Raw genomic sequence first — 11,728 nt, 5'->3', positions numbered from 1 at the left:
GATACCCCCAAGGGGATTCGAACCCCTGTCGCCTCCGTGAAAGGGAGGTGTCCTAGGCCTCTAGACGATGGGGGCGAGGCCGTAATCACAGCTGTCTGTGCTTGTGATCACTCGGGAAAACTACGTTTAAGCCTGACCCTCCGTCAAGGCAAGCGGAGTTCATTCTTGTCCATTTCGTTGCCAGACTGGAACTGTTAAGTAAAAGCATGCGCCCTTGTCGGGTTCTGAGACAACCCAGATTTTGCCCCCATGGACCTCCACGATGCGGCGGCATACCGATAGGCCGACTCCGAATCCAGATGTTGACACTGAAGTTTGTGGCAAGCGCACTCGGTCAAGAAAAATCCGCTCTTGCTCATCTTCTGGAATCCCTGGCCCGTTGTCACAGATGCTCACCTGCACCCAATGACTTGTGCGGTGCAGCATGGTCAGTGAAACTTCCCCGCCATCCTCAGTGAACTTCAGGGCATTTTCCAGCAGGTTGAGCAGCACCTGTCGCATGCGCCTCTGATCAGCAAATACCTTGGGTAGGTCGGAGGGAATATCTGTACGGATCTCGATGTTTCGATCCAGCCATAGCTTTTCGAGCTCTAGGATCGCTTCAGCGGCGATATTTCCTAGATCAAGATTTTGTGGATTGAAAAGGTCTTCCCATTTCGTGCTTTTTACTTCCAGCAGGTCTTTTGATAGCAATTCGATTTCATCAAGACGCCGTTTGACGACATCCTGAAAGTGTTCAATATTGATTTGCCCCAGCTGTTGACTCTGCAACGCTAGGACTGCTGCGGTTAGAGGAGTTCTTAACTCATGAGCCACCATTCTCAGTGTTCTTTCCTGTGCATTGAGGCGGTCGATCAGGGTTTCGTTCTCCTGGCGCAATACCAGCAGCTGATCTTCCAGTTGCAATTCCCTTTGAGTGCGGCTCCCATCTAGTTCTGTTGGCCTCAAGCTCAGGCCCAGGCCAGTGACGACGATGTCTTGCTGCCAGCGAGTGATCCAGTTTTGTAGTTGCTGGAAAATACTGCTGCCTGCGAACACTTGCTTTGGCGTTGGCGATAGCTTGATTAGGGCAGGGGTAGCCACTAGTCGATGCAGTTCAAGCAACTCCGGCTGTTCACTTGGATCAGCCATCTGCAGCGTGACATTGAAGCCGCAGTCTTCATTCTCCAGAAACTGGATCATTGATCGCAGATCGCTTCTGGAGAGCTGATGGCGAGCTGCTACAAGCAGGAGCTGAAGCTGTTGTCGCTGATTGGCTTTGACCCCATCCACTGTGGCGGGTGCCTGGCAAGGTTGAGGTTCACATTATGGGTTTTTACTTGAATTGGTAGAGCCGCTAAGACCTTGATGAACAGTCTGTTGCTCAGTGGGCGTTGCTGATAGCTCTCTTCCCATTGCAAGAATTGGTTGCTCCCAAATGTGGATCAGTTGATCGGCGTGGAGGTTGTTGCATAAGCCAAAGAGGGGCATAGCTGTTATCGCTGCACCTTTTTGCTATACAAGCAGTGCGACTCATTGACGAAAAACCTGGCGATGAGTGGGACGGGCTGATTGAAGACGAGGGTTTATCCACCATCAGAATTTGCTTGAGAGGGCCTCAGCCTCGATTCAGAAGGGATAGGAGTTGATTCGACTTTCTAAAGCGTTGATATGTCATAACTGACTCGGTTGGGGTGGTTAAACCCTTGTCGGATAGGGCACCATGGCGAAGTCTTGAAGACCAGATCCATTGCAAACCCTTTCCCGTCGACTTCGTCCAGTTTTGGCGGCTTCGTTGTTGATGCCCCTCAGTTTGATTAGTCCTGCTGCGCTTGCTCAACAAGCTGGTGGGTCCAAAGCAACACCGGCTAGCAACGAAGACATCTTTCTCTATCGAGGCATTGGCTCTTCGTACGTTTGTAATGCACGTGCCGCTGGCGTGGAATTTCCCAAGGCCGTTGGTATCGCTGCCGCTACGTACGCGCAGATCCTGACGGGCCGCCATGGTGGATTAGTGGCTTCGGCAGGAACTAGCAAACTCACCACCAAACAGCTTTTCGCTGGTGCTGAGTTTCAGATCATCACTGGGGCTATTCAGTACTGCCCTAAGGAGGTGCCAGCAGATGTGAAGGCCAAGGTTGAGGAGGCTGTCAAGAAACAACAGGACAGCAAGTAGACGAGGTGAGTTTTCAGGTGCTGTTTAACAGCTGCATCAAAATGCAGCTGTTAAACAGCTTTGCATGCAAATTGCGCTTAAAGCTGGAGAAAGCATCTTTGATGAGTAGCTCATGCTTGAGAGCATCAACATCTTCTTGCTGGCTGATTAAGCCTCTGTCAACTTGTTGACTAATAAATGCTGATGATGTTCGATGCAGCTTTCATCACTGTGATCAATCTCACTGCAGTATTTGAGCAAGGTTAGAACAGAAGTGGTTGATCTGATGGATGGTGTGTGCAGCCATCAGTCCTAGATCATGACTGCAAAACACTTCGCTGTTGTCGGTGCTCAACTGCTGACTGCAACCGCTATTGGTACCGCTCCGCTGATCTGGGCAATTGCTGCTCATCCAAGCTTGTAAGCCTTTTAGAGCTTGTTTTGATAACAGAATTCCTTAAGGATTGACCACTTGCTCTAGTTTTCTGAGTATCAACCTATTGCGCTCATCTTTTGATTAAATTATAAATCATCAACCTCTAGTAATGCCTAGAATCTGTTTCGGCCACTTCAGCCAGGGCCTTTAATCATTGGCTAATCGATAGTTGTGAGGTTCAATATTTATGATTCAGAATCAGGAAGAGTATCCAGGCTGAATCTATAGCCCTGCTGGCGCATGGTGGTGATGCCACCTCCTTCGCCAAGCCCAGCTTGCTCAAGTTTGCGTCGCAAGGTAAGGATCTGGGTGTCTACAGAACGAGGCCCGCCGCTGAAGGGAGGCCAAGCCATTCGCAATAATTCTTGGCGGCTTCGTACGATACCTGGAGGCATTAAAAGTGCACAGAGAAGTGCAAATTCTCTGGGGCTTAATTCCACAGGTTTATCGCGCAGAGTCACTTGTCTGAGCAACAAGTGGACTTCAAGGGGGCCCACTGTGACGCGCTCCTGTAAACCGCTATGTCCCCGTTTCAGCAAGGTGCGACAGCGTGCGGCGAGTTCTTCAAGTCCAAATGGTTTGCGCAACACATCGTCGGCGCCTTCATTCAGGAGGCCCACCATGGGCTCTGTGCCTGTTCGAGCTGTTAACACGATCACAGGGCAACGGAGCTGATGAGAGAGTCGCATTGCAGAACTCCTCTCAAGTAACTCAGCACTAACTAGAAGATCCGGTGATTGATCTCGGCAGACGTCAAGGGCTTCCACGGCTGATGCCACTGCAGCGGTGAGATGGCCGTCCTGACGGAGGCGATGGACCAGCACCGTGCGAAGAGTTTGGTGAGGTTCCACCACAAGGACCCTTGAGGGCTGCTTTGGCGTGGTCTGCATCTGCAAAGACCCCGATGAAGACACTTGGGTGTCCTCATTGGAATGAAGATTGCGGGGAATGGAGGTCACATGTGATCACAGATCGCGCTTACGCTAAACCCAATCCAATGGCAAGCTGCCAAAAGAGGCTGCCGTGATCTCCGACCATGACATCTCTTGATCACCCTGAGGCGATTAGACACTTCCAGTCGCTTTGTGATGCCTGTCAGGAACTGACCAGTCGTTACCACAGTCAGTCGGAGCTTCGGCTCTATGCAGACGGCTACATTCATGCTCTAAGGCGTAGTGGACAACTGGAGATAAGGGATCAGGCCAGGTTTGAAGATCTTGTCGATCGTTGGATTTTGGATCCCTCCAGCTTTATTGGCCCAGATGGCGATATGGGAACTCTTTATCGCAAAAAAGAAGCGGGTTGGTAATTCCTTTTTGGAATTCCAGCAGCCTTTGCAGACCAGCTGGCCAGGGCAAGCTCCCTGTTTACATCCCAGGGATTGGGTAGCTGCCTTTTGTTTTCGCTTGCTGTGTTGGCCATGATTGGCTCGGTGACCACCAACATGGGCCTGGTTCCCTAAGTTTTGGAGAGGTATCTCGTTTAAGCCCATCACCCCAAGCCTCTCTAGGGCTGATGGGGATGCCCTAGGGGGGCAATGCTGCTGAGTCGTTCAGTCCTTTTTAAGGCCAAACAATTTCTTCCAGCCTCGCCAAACCAGCGGGTTATTGCCTTTGGTGATCACTGTGATCGCTCGACCCAAAAACCAGGAACCAGCAAAAAATCCGATCACAGCCACTCCATAGAGGAGATTTGCTTGCAAGGTTGTGGCGAGTAGTAACGGCATTTAATTGCTAAGACTTAACGAATTAAAACTTGAGCTCCTAGCTGTTAAGAGCGATCTCAAGCTTCTCGGCCAGTTCTCCCGCGTTGTACATCTCAATCAAGATGTCTGATCCGCCGATGAATTCTCCTTTTACATAAACCTGGGGAATTGTCGGCCAATTGGAGTAGTCCTTGATCCCTTGGCGAATTTCCATATCGGAGAGCACATCAAAGGTTTCGAAGCTCATGCCGAGGGAGTTGAGGATCTGCACACAATTGTTGGAGAAGCCGCACTGAGGCATCAGTTTTGTGCCTTTCATGAACACCATGATCGGGCTTGATTGGATCAGGGCTTCAATACGTGTTTTGGTAGTGGGATCCATCGAAAACGAGGGGGGATAGGGTTTAGTTAGGAGTAGAGGTGCTTAAGGCCAGGGCATGGATAACTTCACTGGCGAGCTGATCTTTGAGGGCCCCATAGACCAACTGATGCTGACGGATTCTGGAAAGGCCAGCGAAGGCGTTTGAGATGACGCTCACCTGTAGATGGTCGCCGCCGCCAGTGAGGTCTTCAACGGTGACTTGAGCATCAGGTAGGGCTAGCCGGATCGCTGCACCCACCTCGTCGGATTGAACCATGGAGACCAATGTTGACTTCAAAGCTTGATGCTGGCAGATCCAAGTCGAAAGTTGACTCAGTTGGGAGCTGTCAGCTTGGCGCCGGCATAGGGGGTTTCTACGAACCCCAGCTCCAGAAGGCTCTGATAGGCCTTTTGGCCTTCGGGGCGGGAGGGCGACATCACTCTCACCACTTCTACCAACACCGGTACAGCGACCTCAGGTTGGTTTTGTTGGCGGAAAAGTGCTGCAAGGCGAAGGTTGGCCTGGGCAAGGAGCCCCATGGCTTTACGCCCTTTGGCATCCATTTCGCGAGGGATACGAGCATCCAGACCGCGGAAGGCTCCACTGAGGTCTCGATAAAAGGAAAGCAGCTGCTTTGCAGCATCGCGAGCGTTGTCGTAGTCATTTCGGGCTTCAGTGAGATTTCCAGCGGATACAGCAGCATCTCCTTGATTCAGGAGGGCTTGAACTGCTGCCACATTGAATCCACCGCCCGCTTGGGCCAGCACCTTGTCATTGGATGAAGCTGCTGTTTGAGCTAGTGCTGAACCAGATGAGAGAAGTAGGCCAGCAGAAAGAGCAAGGGCCGTCAGCGGAAGGCGACAACGCATGAACTGAAGAACAGATGGGCGAAACTTTAAGGTGCTTTCTTGAGACGGCCTACTGCATGGAGGGCCGCTTGTTCAGCTGCATGCATCTTTTCTGACAGCTCAGCATTGAAGCTTTTCACCGCCTCACGACCAGTCTCCAAGACCTTCATCGGTTCTGCGAAGCAAATTGATGCCCGTCCACAGGCTTTGGGAATGACTTCGCTATAGCCAAGACCAACTGGTACGACTTGGACATCAATATTTTGGCTTTTTGCAAGTTGAGCCAGACGTGCCAAACCTTGATAGAGCTTGATGGGTTTTTCTGTGCGATTGATTGTTCCTTCTGGAAAAACCACGACCTGTTGACCATCAGCCATCAGATCAATCGCATAGCGCAGGCTGGTGAGCGAAGGTTTGCTCTGATTCACCGGGAAACATCCCAAGCGATGGAGAAACCATCCCTGTAGGCCCTTCATTTCATCAACAGTGACCATAAATCGACAATCACGACCCGTAACCCGACGGCCAGCGGCCATGGGTAACATCAATGCATCCCAGCGTGAACGATGGGTGGGAGCCAGCAACACTGGCCCTTGCATGGGCAGATTCTCTTGACCCAGAACGATGCGCTCTCGAAAGTATTGGCGCAGGACGATGTCTTGAGTCGCCACCATGGCAACGGGGGCCAAAAAAGGGTCTATTGCGAGACCCAGGGAATTTTCACGAGTCGCTAGGGCCGAGGACACCGTCTCTGGCGAGTTCAAACATCCGAAGTTAAAGGCCAAGAACCTCTGAACCCAATGTTGATTGGGCAGTTGAACCGGCGGTCAAATCCCTTAGAGAATAGAAGGCGGTCAATTATCCCCAATAGGATCAGGCCTGTTTCCCTTTCTTTATGGCCAGCCTCGGGGTCAACATCGACCACATTGCCAATGTGCGCCAGGCTCGCCAAACCGTGGAACCCGATCCAGTGCCGATGGCTCTATTGGCGGAACTTGGTGGAGCCGATGGCATCACAGTTCACTTAAGAGAAGATCGCCGTCATATTCAGGATCGAGACCTGGACCTGCTTCGGGCAACAGTGCGCAGTCGTCTCAATTTGGAGATGGCAGCCACTGCTGAAATGGTGGGAATTGCTTTAAAAATTCAACCTGACATGGTGACACTCGTACCAGAGCGACGGCAGGAGGTGACCACAGAAGGAGGTTTGGATGTTGCTGCCCAGCAGGGATCCTTGAAAGGCATGGTTGATCAGCTGCAGGTTGCAGGGATTCCCGTCAGCTTGTTTGTAGATCCTGTTTCTCAACAACTGGAGGCAGCTTTTAAGAGTGGTGCTCGGTGGGTGGAGCTGCACACTGGCGCTTACGCCGAAGCCTGTTGGGCTGATCAATCCTTTGAACTTGCACGCTTGACTGAAGCGACAGCAAGAGCGCGCAGCCTTGGCTTACGCGTGAATGCTGGGCATGGCCTCACTTATCAGAATGTAGAAGCCGTGGCTGCGATTGAAGGGATTGAAGAATTGAATATTGGTCATACGATTGTGGCCCGTTCGATTGCTGTAGGCCTTAAAGAAGCTGTAAGAGAGATGAAGCGTCTTGTCCAGAATCCCCGACGAGAGCCTCTTTTTGGGTAGTCAGTAAGGATGGGTAGGCATTATTGATCTCTGCAAATCAATGGTTACTCAGTAAATATTTGATGCCGGACATCTTGACTGAGTAAAAAAGATGAATTTGCCTGCAGTGAAGGTGATCTCGATCGTTACTGATCCTTCTGCTGAAGCCTAAAACAGGCCCTCCAACATTGAGGAATCAGAATCTGAATAACCCTAGGAATGTGCGACGTCCAGTCGAATTCTCTGTGGAGGCTCGATCGTCCTGTTTGTAACGGGGCTTGGTTTCACCGATGGTAATCAGGGCCTCTTTCTCCTTCCACCAGATCCAGTCACGGATTGGTGGTGTGGTCATCAAATCTTCCCGGGTGAGACCAAGCTCAAGCTGGGCTGCCGCACCTAGAAGGACGTCAATCATGGAGTCTGCATCCTCGCAACGCGCCAAAGCTTCATTGGTGCGCTCAGCACCATTGAGGGATTTGACGAGTAAGTCGACTCGTTTGATGACCGGCAACGTGCGTGGATCCAAATCAAACACTTCAAGACTGTTCACCGTACGCAGTAGCGCTGACATATGGCTACTGCCCAGCCAGAATCTTGAAGAGAATGCTGCTGCGATTGTGAAGTCACCCCGCGAATGTCACTGGGTGATTGGGGATGTCCATGGCTGTTATCAATCCTTGATAGAGCTCATCGCCTTGCTCCCCAGCTCAGACCAGCTCGTGTTTTGTGGAGATGTGATCAATCGAGGGCCGGCCATTGAGGCCACCATGTTGCTTGCCTGGGAAATGGTCTGTGGCGGTCGTGCTCATTGGTTGCGTGGAAACCATGAACAACACCTGATCGATTGTCTGGAGGTCGACCCTCAAGATGGCCAGGCTGCTTTGCTGGCGATTGACACGTACAGGCAATTGGGTGATCGCCAGGCTCGAGAGTGGTTAAGCCGCTTGAAAGGGCTTCCTCTTGTTTACAAAGCCAAGGGATGGATTGCGACTCACGCTGGCTTTGACCTCGATGGCAATCCTGATTTGAGCATTCGTCAGCGATTCTGGGAGGATTACGACGGTCGCTATGGACGCGTGATCGTTGCTCATACCCCTCGTCCGCAGGTGGAGCGCCATCGCCATATCGTGATGATTGATACGGGAGCTTGCTACGGGGGCTTGCTGAGCGCCTATTGCCCAGAACGCGATGCTGTTGTTCAGGTCTGCGGTGACCGCAAGTTGAATCAGTATCTTGCATGCGATGTCGACAAGCCCAAAGAGTCGTTCACTCAAGAGATGACTACATCATCATCCCTGGTTTCTACTAAGCCTTGCTGACGATCTACCGCAGCAACAGAGCGGAGTGGTTAGCTCGAGTGTTGGCGGAGCAGCTGCGTCTGGCACCACCAGGTCTATTTGACTCAGTGGATGTCCTGGTGAACACCTGGCCCACAAGCCGCTGGCTGGGGGAACAGTTGGCAAGCGTGAATGGCATCAGTGCTTTGGTGCGATTCCCTTTCCCAGGATCACGTTTAAGGCAATTGGTTCGGATGATATTGGGGATCGATAGTGATGCTGAAGATCCCTGGCGGGCTAGTCGACTCGTTTGGCCTCTGCTTGATTTGTTGCCACAGCTTTTGGAGACTGAAGAAGCTGCGCCATTGAGAGAATGGGTCAATCGGCAGCCATCTCGGCCAGGCCACCTCAACCGAGTGCAATGGCAGTTAGCCAGAAGCATTGCCGATGCCTTTGACGACTATGCGCTTTACCGCCCCAAGTTGATCCATCAATGGCTGGAGGGCAGTGATCGGCTTTTGAACTCATCGCAGGAGATGCCTTTAACCCTGCGCTGGCAACCCCAGTTGCTGCGTTTATTGGCTGAACGTTTGCAGGTTGAACCGTTCGGGATTCAGGTGCATAGGGCTGTTTCAAAGCTGCGCAGCGGAGACAACCCCGCCATGGCATTGCCAAGTCAACTGCGGCTTTTTGGTCTGAGCAGTCTTGCTCCGGTGCAAGTGGAGTTGATTCAGGCCCTCTCGGGTTTTGTGGACGTACAGATATTTCTGCTGACCCCCTGCCCGGATCTTTGGCAGCGATGTCGTAGCAGAAGGGAGATGTTGGGGCATCAGTGGACCGAGCCGGCTGATGGTTTGTGGTTGCTCGAAGCGCCGCGCTTAGAAGCCATCCTTGGACGCATGGGCGCGGAATTTCAGCAGTTGCTGGAAGGTGGCGGTGAGAGTCAGCTTGGCCAGTGGCAGGAGGGTGATCTATTTGCCGCGCCGGCCACCATGGCTTGTGAATCCGGGAAAGAACCTACGTTGCTTGAGCAGCTTCAGCAGCAGCTTGTCTCGCCGGAGGATCATCAACCTCTGCGGCGCAGGCAAGAGGACAGTTCTTTGCAGTTTTTGGCTTGCCCTGGGCAATGGCGCCAGGTGCAGTTGGTCCGCGATCAGATCTTGCAATGGTTTGCTGCCGACCCCAGCCTCGAACCCCGTGATGTGTTGGTGATGACCCCACAGGTCAATCGTTTTGCTCCTCTGCTCGCCTCGGTGTTCAACGATGCTGCAGCCACTGGCGTGGAGCTTCCCTGGCGGCTCACAGATCGCAGCCAGCAGGACAGCCCTGGGCTGACGCAGGGGATGTTGCAACTGCTTCAGATCGCAGGCGAGCGATTGACTGCCACCGCCCTTGAAGGCTTGCTCGCTAATCCGGCAATACAGCAGCAGCAAGGTTTCAGCCAGGACGATGCCAGTAGCCTTAGTCGCTGTTTACAGCGCACAGGATTTCGCTGGGGACTTGATGCCGAGGAGCGTGGTGGTGATGAGACCCATAGCCTCAGCTGGTGCCTGGATCGCTGGCTGCTTGGCTTGGTGTTGCCCAGCACACCAGGCCTGGCCCCTGGAGGAGCAGCACCCTTCGCAGAGGGGCTGGAACCAGCACAGCTTGCGAAGTGGTGGCAGCTTTTGGCTCAGTTCTGCCGGCAGCTGAAAGAGTTTCGTCGTGCTCGAACTTGTGGAGCTTGGGTAGAGCTTCTACAGGGTTTTGTCGAGGAGTTGTTTGGTGATGGTGGCTCTTGGGCCTGGGAGCGGCAGTGCCTGCTGATTGCTTTGGAGGATTGGCGTCAGATTGGTGCTGACTGCACGTTGTTGCTGGAAGCGGCTGTTGTAGCAGATGTGTTGAATGAAGCTCTCTCTGCAGATAGCGGTCGGTTTGGACATCGCACTGGTGCCCTCACAGTGAGTGCTCTGGAGCCGATGCGTGCCATCCCTCATCGTGTGATCGTGCTGATGGGATTGGACGCCGATGTTTTCCCTCGCCATCGTGAGCGAGCTGGCTTTCATCTATTGGAGCAGCAGCGTCAGCTAGGTGATCCACGCAGTAGTGATCAAGATCGTTATGTGCTTTTGGAAGCATTGATGTCGACCCGACAGCATCTGCTGATCACCTGGAACAGCCGCGATGAGCACACGGGCGAATGTCGCCCAGCTGCTAGCCCTGTGCAGCAATGGCTTGGACGGCTGCAGCATGAGCTCAGCGATGAGACATTTGAGGGCCTATGTCGAGAACCAGCCGCCAATCCCCTTGAGCGCAGTAATTTTCTATCTCAGGGGAGCCAACCACCTCCTAGCTGTGACCGTCGCCATTTCGAGGCGCGCCGCTGGTTGGATAAAACTCTAGCGCCACCACCCCTTGCCCTTGCGCTTCCTTTGAGTTGGGGCCCTGTGAAAGAGGAAGTTTCAACTGCTATCTCATCTGAATTGTTGTTGCGCTGGTTAATCGCTCCCCAACTGATTTGGTTGGAGCAATTTCAGTTAACAGCCCGTGAATGGCTTGACCCTGTTGAAGACCTTGAGACCCTCGATCTAGATGAATGGCATCGGCATGGTTTGCTCAGGCAACGTTTGTCAGAGCTGCTTGGCAATCTCCCTACTGATGAGAATGCATTGCTGCAGGAATCAGCAGCAGGTGATTGGAAGCATCGCTATGCCGGTCAAGGCACCCTTCCTCCAGGAGCAGCTGCGACGTTGGAGTGCGAACGTCTCGAGAAGCGTTGGCAACATTTACAGGCAACGCTACTGAGCATGGGACCATGCTCGACACGACGTCTTGAGTTGGCGGATGGCTCCAGGCAAATGCTCTGGGCTGGGGACACGGTCGTGGTGGTGCAACCAGGTCAGTTGAAGTCAAGGGGGGTGATGGAGGGATGGCTAAGCCATTTGCAGGTCTGCGCAAATCACACGCTTACGGCGGCAACTGTCGTCGTAGCCCGTTGTGGATCAGCAGCCAAGAAGGATCAATTTGAGATAGCTCTGCGTTGGCAGCCACTTCCAGCCGAGCAAGCAAGAGAACAACTCATTGCTTTGCAGGCTTTGGCCTGTCAGGGTTTGAGTCAGTGTTGGCCAGTGCCACCGATGAGTGGTTGGGCCTACGCCAACGCCAACAACAAATCGGCTGGTAGGGGTGAACAAGCCTTCCGTCAGTCTTGGAGTGGCGGATTTAATGTTCAGGGTGAGCGTGAACGGGCTGAGATGCAGCTCTGCTTTGGTCTGAACTGCGAAGCTTCAGAGCTTCTCAACAGCGCTGGTTTTGAGCAGGCATACACAAGCCTTTATGGCCCTTTGTTTGAGGCATTGGCGATCTAGAAGTCAT

The 11,728-nt window shown here is 52.8% G+C and carries 13 protein-coding genes and 1 tRNA gene; 5 read left to right on the top strand and 9 right to left on the bottom strand.

Annotated features, from left to right (window positions below; genetic code table 11):
- Positions 1 to 2 precede the first annotated feature (2 nt).
- A tRNA-Glu gene (locus tag AKG35_RS05905) sits at positions 3 to 75 on the bottom strand.
- Positions 76 to 159: 84 nt separating this feature from the next.
- Complete coding sequence (locus tag AKG35_RS05900; RefSeq protein ID WP_011130471.1) at positions 160 to 1,272, bottom strand: histidine kinase; 1,113 nt, start codon at positions 1,270 to 1,272, stop codon at positions 160 to 162.
- Positions 1,273 to 1,729: 457 nt separating this feature from the next.
- Between AKG35_RS05900 and AKG35_RS05895 the strand changes: the two genes are divergently transcribed.
- Positions 1,730 to 2,155 (top strand): hypothetical protein, encoded by a 426-nt coding sequence (locus tag AKG35_RS05895; RefSeq protein ID WP_011130470.1) that lies wholly within the window; start codon positions 1,730 to 1,732, stop codon positions 2,153 to 2,155.
- A gap of 600 nt (positions 2,156 to 2,755) precedes the next feature.
- Here AKG35_RS05895 and AKG35_RS05890 read toward each other — a convergent pair.
- Entirely contained in the window at positions 2,756 to 3,460 is a 705-nt protein-coding gene (locus AKG35_RS05890; RefSeq protein WP_011825606.1) for a response regulator transcription factor, read from the bottom strand.
- Between the two features lie 146 nt (positions 3,461 to 3,606).
- On the opposite strand from AKG35_RS05890, the gene AKG35_RS05885 reads away from it, so the two are divergent.
- A complete protein-coding gene (locus AKG35_RS05885) occupies positions 3,607 to 3,879 on the top strand; it encodes a DUF6761 family protein (RefSeq protein ID WP_011130468.1) in 273 nt (90 codons plus the stop codon).
- Between the two features lie 243 nt (positions 3,880 to 4,122).
- On the opposite strand, the gene AKG35_RS12915 is transcribed toward AKG35_RS05885, so the two are convergent.
- From AKG35_RS12915 to AKG35_RS05865, 5 genes are read right to left on the bottom strand one after another with little or no spacing between them, the layout of a single operon-like run.
- The gene (locus tag AKG35_RS12915) at positions 4,123 to 4,296 is read right to left on the bottom strand and encodes a hypothetical protein (protein ID WP_011825608.1); all 174 of its coding nucleotides are present in this window, start codon (positions 4,294 to 4,296) and stop codon (positions 4,123 to 4,125) included.
- A 37-nt stretch (positions 4,297 to 4,333) separates the two neighbouring features.
- Positions 4,334 to 4,657 (bottom strand): Grx4 family monothiol glutaredoxin, encoded by a 324-nt coding sequence (gene grxD, locus AKG35_RS05880; protein ID WP_011130467.1) that lies wholly within the window; start codon positions 4,655 to 4,657, stop codon positions 4,334 to 4,336.
- A gap of 22 nt (positions 4,658 to 4,679) precedes the next feature.
- Entirely contained in the window at positions 4,680 to 4,913 is a 234-nt protein-coding gene (locus tag AKG35_RS05875; RefSeq protein WP_011130466.1) for a BolA family protein, read from the bottom strand.
- Between the two features lie 56 nt (positions 4,914 to 4,969).
- Positions 4,970 to 5,506, bottom strand: coding sequence for a hypothetical protein (locus tag AKG35_RS05870; protein WP_011130465.1), 537 nt, complete (start codon positions 5,504 to 5,506; stop codon positions 4,970 to 4,972).
- A 26-nt stretch (positions 5,507 to 5,532) separates the two neighbouring features.
- On the bottom strand, positions 5,533 to 6,270 hold the full coding sequence (locus tag AKG35_RS05865) for a lysophospholipid acyltransferase family protein (RefSeq protein ID WP_011130464.1): 738 nt from the start codon (positions 6,268 to 6,270) through the stop codon (positions 5,533 to 5,535).
- Positions 6,271 to 6,380: 110 nt separating this feature from the next.
- On the opposite strand from AKG35_RS05865, the gene AKG35_RS05860 reads away from it, so the two are divergent.
- The gene (locus AKG35_RS05860) at positions 6,381 to 7,118 is read left to right on the top strand and encodes a pyridoxine 5'-phosphate synthase (RefSeq protein ID WP_011130463.1); all 738 of its coding nucleotides are present in this window, start codon (positions 6,381 to 6,383) and stop codon (positions 7,116 to 7,118) included.
- Positions 7,119 to 7,293: 175 nt separating this feature from the next.
- Here the strand turns inward: AKG35_RS05860 and AKG35_RS13515 are convergent, their stop codons facing one another.
- Positions 7,294 to 7,668: a hypothetical protein gene (locus AKG35_RS13515; protein WP_236069685.1), complete on the bottom strand. Its 375-nt coding sequence runs from the start codon at positions 7,666 to 7,668 to the stop codon at positions 7,294 to 7,296.
- A 46-nt stretch (positions 7,669 to 7,714) separates the two neighbouring features.
- Between AKG35_RS13515 and AKG35_RS05855 the strand changes: the two genes are divergently transcribed.
- Both AKG35_RS05855 and AKG35_RS05850 read left to right on the top strand, forming a co-directional pair.
- A complete protein-coding gene (locus AKG35_RS05855) occupies positions 7,715 to 8,416 on the top strand; it encodes a metallophosphoesterase (protein WP_080502866.1) in 702 nt (233 codons plus the stop codon).
- A complete protein-coding gene (locus AKG35_RS05850) occupies positions 8,410 to 11,721 on the top strand; it encodes an exodeoxyribonuclease V subunit gamma (RefSeq protein WP_011130461.1) in 3,312 nt (1,103 codons plus the stop codon). Before AKG35_RS05855 ends, AKG35_RS05850 begins: the two co-directional genes overlap by 7 nt.
- Positions 11,722 to 11,728 lie beyond the last annotated feature (7 nt).

Origin of the sequence: Prochlorococcus marinus str. MIT 9313 (assembly GCF_000011485.1) — a bacterium.
In the GTDB taxonomy this organism is placed as follows: Bacteria; Cyanobacteriota; Cyanobacteriia; order PCC-6307; family Cyanobiaceae; genus Prochlorococcus; species Prochlorococcus marinus_D.
Note: the sequence above shows the minus strand (reverse complement) of the source record. Positions and strands in the feature narration are given on the sequence as shown.